Origin of the sequence: Paraburkholderia sp. GAS33, from assembly GCF_050436645.1 — a bacterium.
GTDB classification, from domain to species: domain Bacteria; phylum Pseudomonadota; class Gammaproteobacteria; order Burkholderiales; family Burkholderiaceae; genus Paraburkholderia; species Paraburkholderia phenazinium_B.
Genome location: NZ_JBNDMP010000019.1, coordinates 22,532 through 39,616, shown reverse-complemented (window position 1 = coordinate 39,616; position 17,085 = coordinate 22,532). Strand labels below are relative to the sequence as shown.

Sequence of the window (17,085 nt, the reverse complement as noted above, 5' to 3'; positions counted from 1 at the left end):
GCTGAGCAAGTGGCGTGCCTCGCCGTTGCCTTCAGGCCGGCCGGGTAGTGACCTGACGCGGAAACGCGACTGAAACGCAGTGACCACCGGCTTCAAGCCCTTTTTTATTTATTTTTTTGCTGTTGCGCCCGCTTTGCGCGGAGCCGGATACTGAATCTGCCCGTGTTGTCTCCTCTGCGGGGGCATCAATTTGGCCCGCGCCATGCGGGCCTCTTTTGAGCGAAGTAAGCAGACGCTAGCCAGTGGATTGGTCATTTGATTCCGGAGGCGCCATGGAAGTCTGCGAAAGATGTGCCGACATTGATGGATGTCCGGTTGATACTCAACGTCAGGATGGTGTGACGTTGATCGGCGTGGCCGAGTGCAACGGTACGCTCGCACTTGAGCACTACCGCTGCGATGAATGCCAGGCTGTTATCGCCAGACGATTCATGGGTGCCACCGAGGAACGTATCTGGAGCGTCATTGAAGGCGGTCGCCGCCCGTCATTACCGCGTTGCAGCGCGTGAAGCGGGATACAAGGCAGCGCGAAATGTCAGCTGCCCTGGCTATCCGGCGTACCACGGCGCGCCGCATCCGCAAACATCTCCTGAAAAGCCTGACGTTGCTCGTCTGTTAAATGCGTCGCGGCCGTGGGCATGGCAAGCGCGATGCGAAGCCGCAGATCGCCCTGATTTCCTGCCTTGTCCGATAATCCGCGCGCCGGGAGACGGATAATGCTTCCTTGCTGCGAGTTCGGCAGAACCGTAATGCGCAGATCGCGCCCGAGCACCTTTGCTTCGATGGACCCTCCAAGCGTCGCAGTCACAAAATCAACCTGCAGTTCTCCGCTCAGGTTCAGTCCTTCACGCGTAAAGTCGGCGCCACATACAACCGCTATCGAGAAGATCGCGTCGCCGGCAGCGCCACCGTTCACACCTGGAAATCCGCCGCCCGCCACGACGAGTCTCTGACCATCCCATGCGCCAGGAGGGACTGCGACGGTGTCCGAGTTCCAGTAGCTTTGCGTCCCCGTGCCGTCGCACGACGGGCACGAATGCTTGCTCGTAGTACGTCCTCCACCGGAGCAGGTGCCGCAACGCATGCCGTCGCCTGTCTGACCCCACCCGCCGCAGCCTGAACACAGCGCGACCGTGGACTGGAAGCCTTTGCCCCGGCATCGATGGCAGGTTTCAGTGACTTCATAGCGGGTCGCGGCTTCGCCACCGTTCAACGCCACTTCGACAGGTACGTATAGCTGGGTGAGCCGGTTTGCTCCGCGCATGGGCAGCGGTCCGCGATTCGGCCCATACGCGCCCGCTCGCCCCGATGCAGACCTCGCGGTCCGTTCGTTGTGTCCTGCCCCTGCCGTGTGTTCCTGCTGTTGATGAGCTGCATTGCGAGCCGCGTCATGTGCGCGCGTGCGCATGTGCGGTGGCGCTTCGCGCTCGCCCGTGAGAATCTCGAACGCCTCCTGAACCAGCTTGAATGCCGGCTCGACGTTGGACTCCGCGCCTTTGTTGCGGTCGGGGTGGTACTTCGCCCGCAAGCGCCGATGCGCCCGCTTTATCTCCGCAGGCGAGGCAGTATTTGGCAAGCCCAGTCGTCCGTAGTATTCGTCAAGGCTCACGCGTGTGTTCCTTCGTTTTCTTGCAGAAACAAGACGATCCCCAACGTCAGAAAGAAAGGCGAAGCTGCCGCCAAAATACACGAAACCGAAAGTCTGCGAAATGGGGAGCGGGTACGTCAAAAACAGCAAATCCCTAGGTTATTTTCAATACATCCCTACACCAACCCGCTTTGGCATTCGTGGAAGACGATGCACTCTATTCACCGAGGCGCACCGGGGGCAAGTTTGGCTGTTTGTCGCCAGCGCAGCAGTCACTTCGTCAATTTTTTGTCCCGTAGAATGTGTCCCGGTAACTTGCCCGTCGGAGAGAACCTTGCAGAGAGCCTTCAGTGACGCTGTTCCCAGCAGCGAAACGCTTCTCGCGATCGTCAGAGCGCAGACAGAGATCGCCAAACTGGGACTCGATCTTGGCGGCGTCATGAGTTTCGTCACCGAGCGGGTTCAGCAACTGACGCACGCCGACGGCGCCGTCCTCGAGCTTGCTGAGGGCGATGAAATGGTCTACCGGGCGAGCTCGGGCATCGCTGCCACGCTGCTGGGTTTGCGGCTCAAGCGTAATGGCAGCCTGTCCGGTCTGTGCGTCGAGAGCGGCGAGATCCTGCGATGTGTCGACTCGGAAATCGACGCCCGCGTCGACCGGGAGGCTTGCCGGCGAGTCGGCCTGCGCTCGATGATCGTGACGCCGCTCAGGCATATGGATACGACGGTGGGTGTGCTGAAGGTTGTGGGCGCCGCGGCGGACGCGTTCACTGACGGCGACATTCGCGCGCTCGAACTGATGTCCGAACTGATTGCCGCCGCGATGTTTCATGCGGCGAAGCACGAGACCAGCGAGCTTTATCTTCTGGCTACGCGTGACGCGCTGACAGGGTTGCCGAACCGTGCGCTGTTTTACGACCGGCTGCGGCAGGCGATTCACCTCGCTCAACGGTCTTCGGAACCGCTCGGCATTCTCAATCTCGACCTCAACGACCTGAAACCCATCAACGACCGTTACGGCCACCGGGCAGGCGATGCGGCGATCAAGGCAGCCGCCGATCGCATGCACATGACGGCGCGGCGTTCGGACACGGTGGCGCGCGTGGGCGGCGACGAATTCGCCGTCATCTTGCCCGGTATCCATTCGAAGGCCGATGCCGAGCGGCTTGGCATGCGCATGGTTGAACAGGTGCGTGAGCCGTTCGAGTTCGAGGGGCGCGTGCTCGACCTCGATATCAGTGTCGGCGCAGCCGTACTTCCAGATGACGGCGTCGAGATGACTACCCTCATCGATCGGGCCGATCAGGCCATGTACGAAGCCAAGCGGATGCGAAAAGAAGGGCGGACGTAACACGGGGACATGCACGTTCTTCGGTAGCCTGCGTAAAGGCCGACCCCTCGTCGAGCACTGAGCGGTTGAAATGGCTCAAAGCGCTTCGTAACACAGCGCCATCATCCTTTGCACCATGGTGCTCGCCTCGTTGAGTTCCATCTCGCTGGTGAACAGCGCATTCACGCTCGACAGGCGAACCGCGACACCTGCATCCAGCAGGTCTTTGCTGGCGATCTTCAGTGCCAGCTGGCCGATCCGCACCCGGTCGAGCCAGTGCATTTTCAGCTGGTTCTTGTCGAGCCACTGACGGCAGCATTGGACCACATGGTCCACGCGCCAGTCGTTAGTCAACGCGTACGACGCGGCAGCAATCGCGACCAGGAAGCACAACAGGTCGGGACGCGCACTATCAGGTTCGGAGAATTCGGGTTTGTTCATGCCTATCTGATTGCCGTCGTTGATCAACACCGACACATAGGGCCGTGGCCCCGAGAATCAATACCGCTGCAATATCTACCGGATCTGGCACTGCTCGTTCTGGCCCGGATTAGTATTTTTCCGTATGTTCTGAAGATTTGCTGCCTCTTTTTCGAGCATCGGTATAATACGGCCTTCTCCTCTCGAACGTTATCCGCTCATGAGCCGACTACTTTGTCTGATCATGCTGTCGCTTTGTTTCATGCAGAGCGCGATGGCCGAAGAGAGCGACCACGACCGTATCTCGGAATATCTGACGCAAAAGTTCGGCCTCGCCAAGGCGAAGGCCGAGCAAATCTCGTCCGCCGTTCAGTCTGCCGCAGCCAAGTACTCGCTGCCGCCGGCGCTTCTGCTCGCGATCATCTCGATCGAATCCCGGTTTAAGGAAAAAGCCAAAGGCCCGCGCGGCGCCACGGGCCTGATGCAGGTCGTACCGGCCGCCCACCGCGGGTTGCTGCGCAACGTCAAAGACCTGACCGAGCCGACCGCCAATATCGAGGCGGGCTCTGCCATCCTGCACGGTTACGTGCAATCGGCCGGCGGCAATATGAGTCTTGCGTTGAAGAGCTACGGCGGTTCGATGGCTTACGCGCAGATGGTGAGCACACGGGTCGAGACGTTTGCGCCGGTTGTCGCCGAACAGGGCGGCGCGGCGCGTTCGGCCGCGGACGACGCAGCATGCGACGGCCACGCAGCCGACTGCGCCACGTCCGTTGGTGGTGCTCGCACGTTCTACATTCCTTCGGCAAGCGCGGTGCCGGGTTCATCTTCGATCGGTCTGTCGGCCGCTGGCACGGCTTCGGCGGCGCCCTGATCCGATGACCTGACCTTACCGGTCGGGCAAGCTGCGTCGCCCCGAGGCGCACGAGGCATTCCGATGACCGCGCGGCCACCTCGGTCGGACCACTGGTCATCCTGACATCGCCCCGAGCGGCACGCGCCGCACACCGCGCTGACGGAAAGCCTACAAACCTTTTTGTTTCAACGTGTTACGCGCTTTGCCCATTGTTTTCGCTCTGTCAGGCAACCGCTCTACAATGCATGCCATTCGACGTTAAGTAGTCTGCCTTCCGGAATCATGCGTACCTCATTTTCTAAAGCTACCGTAGCCTCGCTGTTTGGGCTGCTCGGGCTTGCCGCCTGTTCAAGCTCGTCACAACCGAAATTCCAGCAGGAACAGTTCGATACGGGCGCGAGCCCCTTCGCCCGCAATTTCAACGCTAGCACCGCCGACACCTGCGAAGCCGCGCGTCGCGCGCTGCTGAGCCAAGGCTACATGACGACATTGACGCATCCCGATACCGTCGACGGCACCAAGAACTTCCAGCCCACCGGCGATTCGCACGTGATGGTGGAGTTTCACGTCGTTTGCACGCCGGGTGAAGAAGCCAGCGACACGAGCATCGTCTACGTGAATGCGGTCCAGGACGGCTTTGCGATGAAGAAAAGCGATACGTCGGCGAGCGTCGGTCTGAGCATCATCGGTTCGGTGTCGTTGCCGATCCGCTCGAACAACGACGAGATGGTGAAAATCTCCAGCGAGACGATTCCGTCGGGCAAGTTCTACGATCGCTTCTTCGGGCTCGTCGATCACTATCTGCAGACGGTTGTGCGCACTGACCCTGTCAAGTCGAGCGTGGTGACAAGCACGCCGCTTCCCGCCGCCTCGACGGTGACCACGGCTGCGCCCGTGCCGATCGTGCCGGCGCCAATGATGGCGGCCAACCGGGTGGTGGCCCCGCCTGCGAGCGCATTGAACACGCCGGTTGCATCTGGCACGCCGGTGGCTCCTGTATCGTCTGTGGAACCGGACATTCTGGGCCGCCCGGATTTGACGCATCCAGCCAGTGCGCCCAGCGTCAGTCCATAAGAACGCGCGGTGCTGGTAATCGGCTGATTGGGGCTGAGTTTTTTGCCCCGCGCACTTTTTTCCAGGCGCGTACGGCCGCAGAGTCCCGGGCACCACTCCGTATTTCTCCCCCTTCAAGATTGTCGCCGGCGCGCCGTTTAACCGGTGTCACTGCGGTGCGGTTCCGAATCAGGTGCCGCCCGGCCAGTCGCCAGTCCCATCAGCGCGTTGCGGTCGCCAGCGCACATACCGCACTGCGCCAATGCGCGCACATTGAGGTCGGGCGGCGCAGACGCCCGGCGCGCACGAGTTTGATCGTGACTGTTGCTATTTAGTCAAAAACCTCACTGCGGTGCGCCATCGAGGCATAAAGTTAAAGTGCTTTCTCAAGTTACTGGTGCAGTGCGGGGGGTGTTCGATGAAACGCAGATCAGCACGACAGCTTGTCCGTCTACTCTCGGACATCAGACACGCTACTCATTGCAGTACGCTGCGGGCCGCGGCGACCAGCCGGGCCATCGAACTGGCCGCCGCTGAAGCCGACGAGCCGTCCACGGAAGATAGCGATAGTGTCGACGACACGCGGGACGTCACCCAGGACGAACGCTCGTGGAGACGGTCATGAGAGCTGCCTGCGAACAATCTCTGCGCTTTCTGGTCGAGAAGTGGCTGGCGCCGGCTCCGTCGAATCCCATTCGTGTCACCGAATTCAGCCGCACGCGCGCGGGCGGCAGACGCTATGTACGCGTCGAAACCGCCTTGGCGGAGGGTGACCGGAGTCTGTTTTTCTTCCGGCACGACGACGGTTGCTGGTGCGTGTTTCCGCCTACTGCCGACAACCGGAAGGCCGCGCAGGAGAACCTGGCCGAGCGGTTCGGATTCGCCCAATCCTGGTGAGTGAAAGCCTGGGATTTTCAAACAGCCGTTACTGGATGTCTCGCGCGATAATCGCGCAATCGCGTTGACCTGTTTGCAGGACGGCGCCCGGGGGACATCAGGCGGAAACCATGGATGACAAGGACTGGATCGCCGGCGCGGCCAAAGCGCTGGCGATCATCGAAGCGTTTGACGAGGAACATGCGCGCATGACGCCAACGATGGTCGCAGCGCGCGCGGGCCTGTCGCGAACGGCGGCGCGCCGCTACCTGCTGACGCTGCGCGAACTCGGCTACGTGGATACCGACGGCAAACTGTTCTGGCTTGCGCCGCGCGTGCTGCGCCTCGGTCAATCCTATCTGGACTCGGCGCGCTTGCCGCGCACCGTGCAGCCGTTCCTGCAGCGGATCACGGCGACGCTGCAGGAAACCGCGCTGGTCGCGATTCTCGACGAACAGGATGTGGTCTACGTGGCCCGCAATGGCGTGAACCGGGCGATGGCGGTCGGCTTCGTGCTGGGGTCGCGGGCGGCGGCGCCGTTGTCGTCGGCGGGTCTGGTGCTGCTCGCCTTTCAGACGCCGGAGGTCATCGAACGATGGCTCGCGTCGTACGAAATCAAGGTTTTCACGCCACAAACCTACTCCACCATCGAGCAGCTTCGCGAGGTGCTGGGGGAGGTGCGCCGCAACGGCTACGTCGTCACGGATCAACAGCTCGAGCTGGGTATGCGCGGAGTCGCGGTGCCGTTGCGCGACCGGCACGGCTCGGTGGTGGCGGCGATCAGCGTCAGTATGCCGATCGGCCAGGAGTCGGCCAATGCCGCTTTGCATCGGGTCTTGCCGACGCTCCAGGAAACCGCCAGCCTGCTACGCAATCTGGTTTAGGTAGCGGCATGAACGGGCGTTTTCAGGGATGTCGTGGATCTTGTCCTGCGCGGTTCAGTTGCTGAAACGAACTGAACTGAACTCAGCGCAGCAGACCGGTGAGATGTTACGACGCGTCTGCTGGCAGACCGCGGCGGATCACTTCGGTCAGGAGGCCCGTCATGCCTTCCGGATGCGTAGCTGCGCGTTCCTTCAGTTGCTCCACGAGTTCCGCGTTGAGCTTGCACGCAAAAGGCACGAGTCCCTGCGCCTGGTCGAGCTTGCGTTGTTCGCGGCGATCGAGCACGGGCGTAGCGGCGGAGCCTTTGCCGAAGCGGTCGGCGGTCGCCAGCTTCATGGAATTGGTCAGTTTGAGGGCCTTGTTCTTCTCAAGGTCGGTTTTTTTCATCGGCATTCGGAAAGCCTCAGCAGGGTAGGGAATCCCGCATTGTACGCATCCGCGCTGGCCTGCCAGCCGGACACGGGTTCCAGTGGAGTCGAACGTCGTGGGTCAGCTCAGGCGCGCTCATTCGCCATGCTGTCCATTAACGCTCGCATGCGCTGCCAATGAGTGCCCTCCCAGAACACGCGCCGGCATACGTCGCAGGTGACGAACTGGCTGTGGCGTTCGAGCACGCCTTCGGGCGCGCGGCCTGCCACCTCATCTTTGGGAATACGCCGCAGCGGAACGTTGCAGGTCAGGCACAAGCGAAACGGACGGGCGCTGCCGGCCAGGTCGAGCCGGTCGAAAATCTCGCGCAATTGCGCCTTCGGTTTGAGCGTGCGGACATAGCAGCCGTGGGTGATCGTGCGCCGCTTGAGCAATTCGCGGTCACGGGTCAGCACGATGCGCTGTTCGGCGGCGGCCAGCACTTCGATGTCGGCGTCGGGGTAGTGGTTGTCGTAGAGCGTGTCGAAGCCGGCTAGCCGCAGCAGTTGCGCGAGGCCGCCGAGGTGGGCATCGGCGATAAAGCGCGTCACACGCAATGGGTGTTCGCGCACGCGCAGCAGCGGCTGGATGTCGAGCGCCTCGAACTTCGGATAAACCGCCACGCGGTCGCCGTCCGCCAGCTGACGCTCGAAGCCAACCGATTCGCCGTTCACCAGGATCAATTCGACTTCCGTATGCGGCACACCGAGCGCTTCGATCATGTGCTTGGCCGTGGCGGCATCCGCGCAGGCGCAACTGAACGCGCGCCGGCGCAGCGGCCGGGCGAGGAAGTCGTTCAGCTCCTCATAGAAGCGGAATGTCGCGGTGACCATCGCATCAGTATGGCACCGGGGGGCATTGCGCGCTGGCTGCACGTCTCGCGGGGCTGTGCTCTACTTTCACCTCTTCGAAAGAGTGGAGCGAGAGATGGACATCGGTTTTATCGGTCTCGGCGAGATGGGCGTCGCCATGGTGCGCAACATGCTGAAAGCGGGTCACACGGTGCGGGTCTGGAACCGTTCGCCGGAGCGCGCGCAACCGCTGGTCGCGGAGGGTGCGGCGGTGGTCGGTTCGCCCGCCGAGGCATTTACCGGCGACGCCGTGTTTTCGATGCTCGCCGACGATACGGCGCTGCGCGAGGTGATCGACGCGACGTTGCTGGAACACGCGCCGCGCGGGCTGATTCACGTGAACATGGCGACGATTTCCGTGGCGCTGGCTGAAGAGCTGGCTCATGCCCATGCAACGCGTGGACTGCACTATGTCGCGGCGCCCGTACTGGGACGCCCCGACGTGGCGGCGGCAGGCAAGCTGACCATCGTCGCGGGTGGGCCGGCTGAAGCTATCGAGCGTGTGCAGCCGGTGCTCGACGTGATTGGCCAGAAGACCTGGCGCATCGGTTCGCAGCCACAACAGGCGAACGTCATGAAGCTCGCTGCCAATTTCATGCTCGCCTCGGCGGTCGAAACGCTCGGCGAGGCGGCGAGCCTCGTCACAGCGCACGGCGTGGCGATGCAGGATTTTCTCGACGTGATCACCGCGGGCCTGTTCACGGGCCCGGTCTATCAGGGCTACGGCAAGCTGATTGCGGAGCGGCGCTATGAGCCGGCGCTGTTCAAGGCGCGTCTTGGACTGAAGGACGTGCGTCTGGCGCTGGCCGCCGCCGATGCGGTATCGACGCCAATGCCGGTGGGGAGTCTGGTGCGCGATAACCTGATCGATGCCATCGCGCACGGTGACGGTGAGAAGGACTTCGCGGTGCTAGGAGAGGTGTCGGCCCGCCGCGCCGGGCGCTGAGCGCGCGAAGCGGGCGTAGTAACGCGGTCGCAACGGAAGTCCCCTGCACCTTGCGGCCGCAGGGGCAGGCATAATGCCTGTCCCGCTGATTTTTTACCGTGCCATTCATTCATGAACCTGCATACCTGGTGTCTGTACGTTGCCACCGTCTTCGTCGTTTCCGCCATTCCCGGTCCGAACATGCTGCTCGTCATGACACATGGCGCACAGCACGGGCTGCGCCGCTCGGGTGCGACGATGGCCGGTTGTCTGTCGGCGCTCGTTTTGATGCTGTCGGTCTCGGCAGCGGGACTGGGCGTGTTCCTCGAAGCGTGGCCAGCCATGTTCAACGCGCTGCGGATGATTGGCGCGGCGTACCTGGTCTATCTCGGCATCAAGGCCTGGCGGGCTCCTGCCGACGAGGGCGTGGCTCACCGCGCAGATGAACTCGCCGCGAAACCGGCGCGTTCGCGTTTTGCGTTGTTCCGCAACGGCTTTCTGGTGGCGGGCAGCAATCCGAAGGCGATTCTGTTCGCCGCGGCTTTGCTGCCGCAGTTCATCGACGCCAGCCGCCCGACGCTTCCGCAATTCGGCGTTCTGGTTGCCACTTTCGCGGTGATCGAGGTGAGCTGGTATCTGGTCTACGCAGGCTTTGGCACCCACATCGGCGCGCGGCTGAAGAGCCGCAACGTGGCGCGGGCGTTCAACCGTCTGACGGGCGGCGTGTTCGTGGGCTTCGGCGCGATGATGGCGCTGGTGCGCCGCTAGGAGGGACTTCGTACGGACTGGCAGGGTGTGGCAGGGGCGTCGCCGTAGCTACCGGGATTTCGTGCGATGTTGCATAAACGCAACATCGAGGGTCAACCCTAATTCCGATGTTGCGTCGCACCAAACGCTTTGCTATGATTTGCCTTGTCTCCTCCATGTCTCCTCTGATATGGATTCAGCCCGCCCAAGTAGGCGGGCTTTTTTTCGTCCTGCGTTTTCGTGCAGCGGCGTTTCCTCCGTGCCAATTAGAACTTATACGAAACGGCGAGGAACGAGATGATCGGATCCGCCTTCAGCGTGGCCCGGCTTACCGCGAGTTCGGTGCCGTCGGCTGCCTTGACGATCACCGACGAGGTCGTCTTCAACGGGATGTACGTGATCGAAGCCAGCAGACCCCAGTGATCCGTGATGTTGTACTCTGCGCCCGCATTGAACACCGGTTGCCATGACGACGACGCCTTGGCCGACACCTGCGTAGTCCCCGGCTTGCCGGCGCCCGCGGCGAGCACCGAGCCAAGGTTGTTCTGCGTCGAGGTGACGAAGTTCGGATTCAACTGAATGTCCGAGAACCAGTTGTACGACACCCCGAGACCGAGGAACGGCCGGAACTTCGAGGTTGGCTGGCCGAAGTAGTACTGCAGGATCGCCGCCGGACTCCATTGGCGCACACTCTTGATGATCGGATTACTCGACGGGTCTCCCAGATTCTGACTGCCAAGTGCGCCGGCCGGCCCCGGCGGCTTGATCGTGCCCTGACCGTAAACCTTGAACACCGGTGGCACGCCCGCGACCGACGACAGCGCAATATGGTCCGTGAAGAAGTGGGTGATCACGAGACCGGCTGTGTTCGCGTTGTTGGTCGACAGGCCGGTGCCGCTCGAAGTGAACGAGTTCGGCAGACGCAGCGGCGTGTTGATCGGCGTCGGTGCGACATTGGTCGTGAGCGCCGAACTGGAGTCCTTCGGCGCCACGTGGAACCAGCCGAGCACGGCGACGTTGTCGCCTGCCTGCTGGGCGTGGGCACTAAGCGAGAGGCACGCGGTCAGCGCCGCGATGAGCATTCTTTTCATGACGTTCCTCCTGAGCGGGCGCTCCTGCTACGCGCGGCGGCGGGGTGGGTTTCCCGCGTGGTCGTCGCGTTCCGGACGGACCCCGGCTGCGGCTGCAGCCGGGGAGCGGTCGCCTCGTTACGTGGTGACAGTGCTCACTGCGTCCATCACTGGACGAATGCGCCGATCGTGAAGTAAGGCGACGCTGGCGTCGTCAGGTCGAGGTAGCCGAACACGCCACCCGTGAAGATCATCTTTCCGGTCGGCGTGGTGCCCGTCGATGCGCCGACCTGGGTCGTCGTCACCTCGCCTGGAATCGCCTCGGTGAAGTCGAGATTGAGCGCGGTTGCGAGCGACGCCTGCGACGCATTGAACGGATCGAGCAACGTGGCCTGGGTGCCTTCGAGCGCCGTGGTGCGGTAGTCGAACTGGCTGTCCACGCCGATGTACTCACCGTTTTGCGAGTTCACCGCGACCGCGGTTTGCGGCGCGAGAATCGAAATGCCGGATTCGTCGTCCGCCAGCAAGGCCGCCGGATTGGCGACGCCGGTGCGCACGAGGATCGGCACGAGCTGGCCGCGCAGCTGGCCGACGATCATGAAGCCCTTGGCCTGCGGCGTGGTGGCGAGCGTGGCTTTCGCCTGGCCCTGGAAGTTGTCGGTTTCGAACGCTCCGCTACCGTCGGCCGACTGCACGAGGTTGGTCCCGGGTTGCTCGCACTTGCCGGCATTGACGCCGGAGTTGTCGCACTCGGTCCAGGTGCCGTCGGCGTTGATCGTGATCTTTGCGTCCACCGAGACCGGCAGGAAGTCCTGCGAGGGAACCTGGTGGTAGCCCAGCTGGTTATACGTGCCGGCGAGGCTCGCGATGTTCGTTTCAATCGACGAAAAGCCGATGAACGGGTAGTACGGGAACGTCGTATCGGGCACGGCGCCTACGCCGAGCACACCGGCAAACTGGATCTGCGCGCCGGGGATCGTGCCGCCTGCCACGCCTTCGCCGACGAAGATGCGGGCCGGGCGGGTCGGGTCGAGGCTCGCGCCGTTCAGCTGATAGGCGCACTGGTTGAGCTTGGCGGTCGGCAATTGCGTGACCGGAGTCAACGTGCCGCTGGCGGTCGTGCCTGCCCGCGTCGGGGTGACGGTGCCCGTGGTTTGCGGAATTGGCGACTCGATGTAGCTGATCTGCCAGGTCATCTTGGTCGTATCGAGCTGCAGCTTGACCAGTTCGCCGTCGCCGCCGCCTCCGGTGTAGACCGTGTTGTAGTCAAGCGTGGTCGGACACAGCGCTGTGACCACCGGCGCCGGCGAACTGCCGCCGCCACCGCCGCACGCCGTTACCAACGGCGCTGTCAATGCCAGTGCCGCAAGGATTTTCCATTTCATACTGCCCCCTCCTGAATGTTCTCGTTTTCGATGGCCGGCTCCCTGTCCGGCCATCCCCTCGATCTGATCGTCTCGTTACTTGTTGACGTTGGCGCCGACGCCGAAGTACGGCGTTTCCGCAGTACCCGAAATGGCCGAAGTCGATGCCACGCCGTTGTTTTCCTCACCCTGGATGAGGATGGCGTACAGGCCGCCCGCAGCGATCGCGTAGCCGGTAGCGCCGCCGCCGCTGGTCGTCGTGGCGGTGACATTGACCAGTCCCGGACTTGCCGCGACACCGTAGGTCAGGGCGAATCCATCTTCGGCGCTCGAGGTTGCCGGATTGACGAAGGTGCCCGTGGCGCCGTTGATGAGCGTCGCGGTGTAGTTGAAGTTCGAATCCGCGCCGACATAACCGCCGTCGAAGCCGCCCGAGGCGAGTGCCGTGGCCGGAGCGAGCATGGCGATGCCGGACTCGTCGTCGACCGCCAGCGACAGAAGGTTGGTATTGACGTTGCCGGTGCGCACCACGAGCGGGATGGTGGCCCCGTTCAACTGGCCGAGGATCATGTGCGCGACGCCCGATTTGCCGGTCGGTATCGTCTGCGCAATGATCTGCGGAGCCGCGGTGCTATCGAGATAGCCGTTGGCGTCGACCGTGTAGGGGTTACCCGTCGTCAGGCAGCCACCCGTATTGGGCGAGAAGCCAGTGGTGCTCTGGGTGGACGTGCAGGTGCCGGTCGCATCGAAGGTTTCGATGGTGTTCGTGCCGACGGTTGCATAGTTACCCGAATTACCAGAAGGCGTCAGGTGATAGAGGAGGCCGTTGTAGGTGCCCGGCAGCTTCGTAATATCCGTGGTCGTGCTGGCGAAGCCGAGGAACGGATAAAAGTCGAAATGACGGTTATCCACCGCGCCGAGACCCAATATGCCGGCGAACTGGATCGTGGCGCCCGGAATACCGCCGCCTGCCACACCCTGGCCGATGAAGATCGTCGGCGGATTGGCGGTGTTGAAGTCAGCGGTGGTGTTGTAGGTACCGTTGGGTCCAGAGCCCGTGCCCGGCTCGAGGATGAACGCGCAGCGTATCTGCTCGGCAGTCGGCAAGGCGCCGGTAGGCGGATGCGCCACCGAGCCCGTGATCTTCACACCCACGCGGGTCGGGGTCACGTTGCCCGTCGCAAGCGGAATGGGGGATTCGAGCCACGACAGCGTGTAAGTCATCGCCGTCGCGTTGATATTCAGGCTCACCACTTCGCCGCTGCCGGCGCCGCCCAGATAGGTCGTATTACCGATATCGGCGGTCGCAGGACAGAGCGAAGCAACCGTGCCCTGCGGCGGCGGCCCTTGCGTCGGACAGCTCGATCCGGAACATTGCGGCGTGTTGATCGCTGCGGGATTGCTGGCGTTGCCGCCACCACACCCGACCACCAGGCAGGCGGTCAAAATAGCCAGTACAAGGCCTCTAATTATGGCGTACGACATGCTGCTGTCTCCCTTTCGTGTAATTGTGCGAAGTAATTTCGCTGCGCGTTTAAGGGCTGTCAATTGACTGAACCGTCTAAAAAGGTCGATTCAAACAGCCTCTAAAACGCGCGACTCTTGCCACCGTGAGGTTTGCGAGCCTTTTAAACAAAAAACGAATTTTCGGATGCAGCAGCTGAAGCGTTGCTTTGCAGCACACGCTTGCCTGTCAGGGCTTTGGGCAAAAAGGCTCTATCATCTGCGAACGACCGTTCGTGGAAAAATCGGGTGTTTCCCTAGGCGGCAATCTATGCGGATTAATTCGCTGTTCTGCACGATTTACCGATCCATGTATAACGGCCGGATTTTGTTCGAAAGTAATTGGGAGTAGTACCGATTACTCGCAAGCGATTTGAAATATTCAAGCAGGGATTTAAAACGCAAAAGGCCGGTTTATAAAACCGGCCTTTTGGCTTGAATGGCGTCGACGCGCCGTCGGGAAAGAAGCGCTTAGTGTTTCAATCCGCTGTCTTCGGCGGTGCCGATCGCGAGGTTCATGCACTGGATGGCTGCGCCCGATGCGCCCTTGCCCAGATTGTCCAGACGTGCGACGGTGACGAAGCGTTCTTCATTGCCAAACACGAACAGGTCGACGCGATTGGTGTCGTTGTTGGCCTGCACGTCGAAGAAGCCGCCGTCGAGGTTGGCTTCGGCGTCGAACGGAGCGACGCGCACGAATGCTTCGCCTGCGTAGTATTCGCTGAAGAGCGCGACCACATCTTGCGGCGTGGCTTTCTTCGCCAACTGGCCGGGCGAGAAGAAGGTAGTGACCGCCAGACCCTTGTAGAACTCGCCGACGATCGGCGTGAATATCGGTGCCGACTTCAGACCCGTATGCGCTGCCATCTCCGGCAGATGCTTGTGCGTCAGACCGAGCGCGTAAGGGCGCGGGCTCTTCAGCCGGTCGTTGCCGCCGGCTTCGTAGTCGGCAATCATCTTTTTGCCGCCGCCGCTGTAGCCGGTGATCGAATAGCTGTGCGCAGCGAACTCCGGCGCGACCACGCCCGCTTCGACGAGCGGGCGCATGGCCAGCACGAACGCCGATGCGTGGCAGCCCGGCACGGCAATGCGTTTGGCCGTACGCAGCCGTTCGCGTTGCGAGCGTGCCAGCTCCGGCAGGCCGTAAGCCCAGTCCGCGCTGGTGCGAAATGCGGTGCTCGCGTCGATCAGGACGGTGTGGTCGTTCGCGACGAGCGAAGCCGATTCGCGCGAGGCCACATCGGGCAGGCACAGGAACGTGACATCCGATGCGTTGATGAGACGACGGCGCTCCTCGATGTCCTTGCGCTTCGCTTCTTCGATACGCAGGATCTCTACGTCGGCGCGTTGCGACAGGTATTCGAAAATCTTCAGGCCGGTCGTGCCTTCCTGTCCGTCGACAAATACTTTCGTGCTCATCTCACTCTCACTGGCTTACGGGAAAACGGCGGGGAAAACGGTGGCGCTGAGTTGCGCCGGAACGCTATTTTAAGACCTGACGACGGCACGCGTGCGCGAACATCGTCGAAAAACGACGTTGCGCCGTTGAAATGACATTGAGATGACGGTTTTATGCGGCAGATGCAATCCGTTGACGGCGGATTCGCGCCCGCCGCGGACCGGGAGACGTCTACTTCGCGGCACTCCAGCGCGCCGTCACGGCTGCGACCCGTGCGCCGAATGCCTTGGCCGTTTCGAGGTCGCCTGGCGGCGGGGCTTCCTCCGGCGTGGCGTCCGCCGGCGATTGCGTGAGCAGACCCGTAGAGCCGCCGACGTAGTTCAGGTCGTCGCGCGTCGCCGCCTTGGTGTTGGCCGGCATCATGCCGGTGCCCGCCCAGATCATGCTGTGCTGCATCGCTAGCGTGACGAAGTACTGGATGGTTGAGAACTTGTCGCCGTTCATCGTCGCAGAGTTGGTGAAGCCAGCGGCGATCTTGTCTTTCCACTTCTGGCCGAACCACACCTTCGAGCTGGCGTCGGCGAATTTCTTGAAGTCGGCCGATGGGCCGCCCATGTAGGTCGGCGCGCCGAAAATGATGGCGTCGGCGGCGTCGAGTTCGGCCCAGCCGGCATCGTCGACATCGCCGACTGCGAGCAGTCTGGCGTCGGCGCCGGCCGCGAGCGTGCCGGCGAGCACAGCTTCGGCGGCTTTCTTCGTATGGCCATATCCGCTGTGATAAACGATGACGATCTTCGGCATGAGATGCTCCAGGAAAGTTGAAGGGAGGACGAGGACGAGCGGTGCGAGCGCGCGGCGGCGGGTTGGCCGCGGCGATACTGCGCCATCCGCCGGACCTGGGTAACCGCAACGCCGCGGCCTTTGCGGGCGCGTGTTTTAGCGCCCGTAGTTCACCACCATTTTTGCACTACCGATCGTTGCAGTGCCGATCTCGTGGTCGAACATGAACGCCGGGCGGCCCTGGGCGAGCCGCAGATCGGTCGTGTTGAGCGCATACACGGTGATCACATAGCGATGCGGCTTGCCGGCCGGCGGACACGGTCCGCCATAGCCGTCGATCTCGAAGTCGTTGCGCGCCTCGACGGCGCCAAGCTTCTTTATGTAGCCTGACGCGCTCGCATTCTCAGGCAAGCGGTCGATATTCGCAGGGATCTCCGCGACGGCCCAGTGCCACCAGCCGGGACCGGGTGCGTCGGGATCGAAGATAGTGACGGCAAAGCTGCGCGTGCCTGCAGGCGCATCGTGCCACGATAACTGCGGCGAGCGGTTCGCACCCTTGCAGTCGTCCTGATCGAAAACCTGGGCGGTGTCGACCGTGCCGCCATCGCGGAAATTGGTACTGGTCAACGTAAAGGGCCCGTCCGCGAGCGCACGCGGCCCATGCGCGACGGCAAGCGCGAGACTGAGCGTCGCAATGGCAAAAGACGACGATCTGGAGCGGGGCGAAGCAAGCGAAACGACCAGGCAACGCGAATGCATGTGCCTATTCTCCTTTGTCGACCGGCGCCTGCGCTTTAGCTGTCAACCAGAGTTCGCGCTTTTAGCGCGGTACTCCGGTCCCATGCAGCGCAGTTACGCCGGTCCCATGCAGCCAGGGGTGTGAGCGTCCATCCTCAGGATCATTATTGTCCCTATTTTGTGTTCCGCGGTCGAATCAAGATTAACATTTGGTTGAGCGGGGGCCTTGTAGCGCCCGTTCTGACAGGCCGCGGACAGGTGAAATCAGCTATAGTCAGCGGAATTGCGCCCG

At 62.3% G+C, this 17,085-nt stretch carries 18 protein-coding genes; 8 read left to right on the top strand and 10 right to left on the bottom strand.

Features of this window, described 5'->3' with window-relative positions:
* The first annotated feature begins 272 nt into the window (after window positions 1-272).
* On the top strand, window positions 273-509 hold the full coding sequence (locus P3T24_RS35755) for a hypothetical protein (RefSeq protein WP_429411546.1): 237 nt from the start codon (window positions 273-275) through the stop codon (window positions 507-509).
* Between the two features lie 26 nt (window positions 510-535).
* Here P3T24_RS35755 and P3T24_RS35750 read toward each other — a convergent pair whose 3' ends face one another.
* A complete protein-coding gene (locus P3T24_RS35750; RefSeq protein ID WP_429441497.1) occupies window positions 536-1,609 on the bottom strand; it encodes a DnaJ C-terminal domain-containing protein in 1,074 nt (357 codons plus the stop codon).
* 313 nt (window positions 1,610-1,922) lie between these two features.
* Between P3T24_RS35750 and P3T24_RS35745 the strand changes: the two genes are divergently transcribed.
* The gene (locus tag P3T24_RS35745) at window positions 1,923-2,939 is read left to right on the top strand and encodes a sensor domain-containing diguanylate cyclase (RefSeq protein ID WP_254368718.1); all 1,017 of its coding nucleotides are present in this window, start codon (window positions 1,923-1,925) and stop codon (window positions 2,937-2,939) included.
* Between the two features lie 75 nt (window positions 2,940-3,014).
* On the opposite strand, the gene P3T24_RS35740 is transcribed toward P3T24_RS35745, so the two are convergent.
* The gene (locus tag P3T24_RS35740; protein WP_123385898.1) at window positions 3,015-3,359 is read right to left on the bottom strand and encodes a hypothetical protein; all 345 of its coding nucleotides are present in this window, start codon (window positions 3,357-3,359) and stop codon (window positions 3,015-3,017) included.
* Between the two features lie 199 nt (window positions 3,360-3,558).
* On the opposite strand from P3T24_RS35740, the gene P3T24_RS35735 reads away from it, so the two are divergent.
* The 4 genes from P3T24_RS35735 to P3T24_RS35720 all read left to right on the top strand — a co-directional run bounded on the left by P3T24_RS35735 (window position 3,559) and on the right by P3T24_RS35720 (window position 7,007).
* Window positions 3,559-4,212, top strand: coding sequence for a lytic transglycosylase domain-containing protein (locus P3T24_RS35735; RefSeq protein WP_429441495.1), 654 nt, complete (start codon window positions 3,559-3,561; stop codon window positions 4,210-4,212).
* A gap of 264 nt (window positions 4,213-4,476) precedes the next feature.
* Window positions 4,477-5,268, top strand: a complete 792-nt coding sequence (locus P3T24_RS35730; protein ID WP_429441494.1) for a DUF2242 domain-containing protein — start codon at window positions 4,477-4,479, stop codon at window positions 5,266-5,268.
* A 600-nt stretch (window positions 5,269-5,868) separates the two neighbouring features.
* On the top strand, window positions 5,869-6,144 hold the full coding sequence (locus P3T24_RS35725; protein WP_074262746.1) for a hypothetical protein: 276 nt from the start codon (window positions 5,869-5,871) through the stop codon (window positions 6,142-6,144).
* Between the two features lie 110 nt (window positions 6,145-6,254).
* Window positions 6,255-7,007 carry an IclR family transcriptional regulator domain-containing protein gene (locus P3T24_RS35720; RefSeq protein ID WP_429411535.1) on the top strand — a complete coding sequence of 251 codons (753 nt, stop codon included), beginning with the start codon at window positions 6,255-6,257 and terminating at the stop codon, window positions 7,005-7,007.
* A gap of 106 nt (window positions 7,008-7,113) precedes the next feature.
* On the opposite strand, the gene P3T24_RS35715 is transcribed toward P3T24_RS35720, so the two are convergent.
* Both P3T24_RS35715 and P3T24_RS35710 read right to left on the bottom strand, forming a co-directional pair.
* Window positions 7,114-7,401, bottom strand: coding sequence for a hypothetical protein (locus tag P3T24_RS35715; protein ID WP_429411532.1), 288 nt, complete (start codon window positions 7,399-7,401; stop codon window positions 7,114-7,116).
* Between the two features lie 101 nt (window positions 7,402-7,502).
* On the bottom strand, window positions 7,503-8,249 hold the full coding sequence (locus P3T24_RS35710) for a Mut7-C RNAse domain-containing protein (RefSeq protein ID WP_429287803.1): 747 nt from the start codon (window positions 8,247-8,249) through the stop codon (window positions 7,503-7,505).
* A 94-nt stretch (window positions 8,250-8,343) separates the two neighbouring features.
* Here P3T24_RS35710 and P3T24_RS35705 point away from each other — a divergent pair, with 94 nt between their 5' ends.
* Both P3T24_RS35705 and P3T24_RS35700 read left to right on the top strand, forming a co-directional pair.
* Window positions 8,344-9,213: an NAD(P)-dependent oxidoreductase gene (locus P3T24_RS35705; protein ID WP_429287804.1), complete on the top strand. Its 870-nt coding sequence runs from the start codon at window positions 8,344-8,346 to the stop codon at window positions 9,211-9,213.
* A gap of 111 nt (window positions 9,214-9,324) precedes the next feature.
* On the top strand, window positions 9,325-9,960 hold the full coding sequence (locus P3T24_RS35700; RefSeq protein WP_429287805.1) for a LysE family translocator: 636 nt from the start codon (window positions 9,325-9,327) through the stop codon (window positions 9,958-9,960).
* Window positions 9,961-10,205: 245 nt separating this feature from the next.
* Here P3T24_RS35700 and P3T24_RS35695 read toward each other — a convergent pair whose 3' ends face one another.
* The 6 genes from P3T24_RS35695 to P3T24_RS35670 all read right to left on the bottom strand — a co-directional run bounded on the left by P3T24_RS35695 (window position 10,206) and on the right by P3T24_RS35670 (window position 16,814).
* Window positions 10,206-11,030 (bottom strand): OmpW/AlkL family protein, encoded by an 825-nt coding sequence (locus P3T24_RS35695; RefSeq protein ID WP_429411524.1) that lies wholly within the window; start codon window positions 11,028-11,030, stop codon window positions 10,206-10,208.
* A gap of 146 nt (window positions 11,031-11,176) precedes the next feature.
* Complete coding sequence (locus tag P3T24_RS35690; protein ID WP_074262739.1) at window positions 11,177-12,394, bottom strand: DUF2957 domain-containing protein; 1,218 nt, start codon at window positions 12,392-12,394, stop codon at window positions 11,177-11,179.
* 75 nt (window positions 12,395-12,469) lie between these two features.
* Window positions 12,470-13,858 (bottom strand): DUF2957 domain-containing protein, encoded by a 1,389-nt coding sequence (locus P3T24_RS35685; protein ID WP_429441492.1) that lies wholly within the window; start codon window positions 13,856-13,858, stop codon window positions 12,470-12,472.
* A gap of 489 nt (window positions 13,859-14,347) precedes the next feature.
* Entirely contained in the window at window positions 14,348-15,295 is a 948-nt protein-coding gene (argC, locus tag P3T24_RS35680; protein WP_429441491.1) for an N-acetyl-gamma-glutamyl-phosphate reductase, read from the bottom strand.
* Window positions 15,296-15,506: 211 nt separating this feature from the next.
* A complete protein-coding gene (locus tag P3T24_RS35675; protein WP_429411518.1) occupies window positions 15,507-16,076 on the bottom strand; it encodes a flavodoxin family protein in 570 nt (189 codons plus the stop codon).
* Window positions 16,077-16,211: 135 nt separating this feature from the next.
* On the bottom strand, window positions 16,212-16,814 hold the full coding sequence (locus P3T24_RS35670) for a YbhB/YbcL family Raf kinase inhibitor-like protein (protein WP_074262735.1): 603 nt from the start codon (window positions 16,812-16,814) through the stop codon (window positions 16,212-16,214).
* Window positions 16,815-17,085: the final 271 nt, after the last annotated feature.

What these genes read in the sequence shown, in the direction of transcription:
- P3T24_RS35755 (WP_429411546.1), top strand. Translation starts at nt 273, where the DNA reads ATGGAAGTCTGCGAAAGATGTGCCGACATTGATGGATGTCCGGTTGAT.
- P3T24_RS35740 (WP_123385898.1), bottom strand. Translation starts at nt 3,359, where the DNA reads ATGAACAAACCCGAATTCTCCGAACCTGATAGTGCGCGTCCCGACCTG.
- P3T24_RS35735 (WP_429441495.1), top strand. Translation starts at nt 3,559, where the DNA reads ATGAGCCGACTACTTTGTCTGATCATGCTGTCGCTTTGTTTCATGCAG.
- P3T24_RS35730 (WP_429441494.1), top strand. Translation starts at nt 4,477, where the DNA reads ATGCGTACCTCATTTTCTAAAGCTACCGTAGCCTCGCTGTTTGGGCTG.
- P3T24_RS35725 (WP_074262746.1), top strand. Translation starts at nt 5,869, where the DNA reads ATGAGAGCTGCCTGCGAACAATCTCTGCGCTTTCTGGTCGAGAAGTGG.
- P3T24_RS35720 (WP_429411535.1), top strand. Translation starts at nt 6,255, where the DNA reads ATGGATGACAAGGACTGGATCGCCGGCGCGGCCAAAGCGCTGGCGATC.
- P3T24_RS35715 (WP_429411532.1), bottom strand. Translation starts at nt 7,401, where the DNA reads ATGCCGATGAAAAAAACCGACCTTGAGAAGAACAAGGCCCTCAAACTG.
- P3T24_RS35710 (WP_429287803.1), bottom strand. Translation starts at nt 8,249, where the DNA reads ATGGTCACCGCGACATTCCGCTTCTATGAGGAGCTGAACGACTTCCTC.
- P3T24_RS35705 (WP_429287804.1), top strand. Translation starts at nt 8,344, where the DNA reads ATGGACATCGGTTTTATCGGTCTCGGCGAGATGGGCGTCGCCATGGTG.
- P3T24_RS35700 (WP_429287805.1), top strand. Translation starts at nt 9,325, where the DNA reads ATGAACCTGCATACCTGGTGTCTGTACGTTGCCACCGTCTTCGTCGTT.
- P3T24_RS35695 (WP_429411524.1), bottom strand. Translation starts at nt 11,030, where the DNA reads ATGAAAAGAATGCTCATCGCGGCGCTGACCGCGTGCCTCTCGCTTAGT.
- P3T24_RS35690 (WP_074262739.1), bottom strand. Translation starts at nt 12,394, where the DNA reads ATGAAATGGAAAATCCTTGCGGCACTGGCATTGACAGCGCCGTTGGTA.
- P3T24_RS35685 (WP_429441492.1), bottom strand. Translation starts at nt 13,858, where the DNA reads ATGTCGTACGCCATAATTAGAGGCCTTGTACTGGCTATTTTGACCGCC.
- argC (WP_429441491.1), bottom strand. Translation starts at nt 15,295, where the DNA reads ATGAGCACGAAAGTATTTGTCGACGGACAGGAAGGCACGACCGGCCTG.
- P3T24_RS35675 (WP_429411518.1), bottom strand. Translation starts at nt 16,076, where the DNA reads ATGCCGAAGATCGTCATCGTTTATCACAGCGGATATGGCCATACGAAG.
- P3T24_RS35670 (WP_074262735.1), bottom strand. Translation starts at nt 16,814, where the DNA reads ATGCATTCGCGTTGCCTGGTCGTTTCGCTTGCTTCGCCCCGCTCCAGA.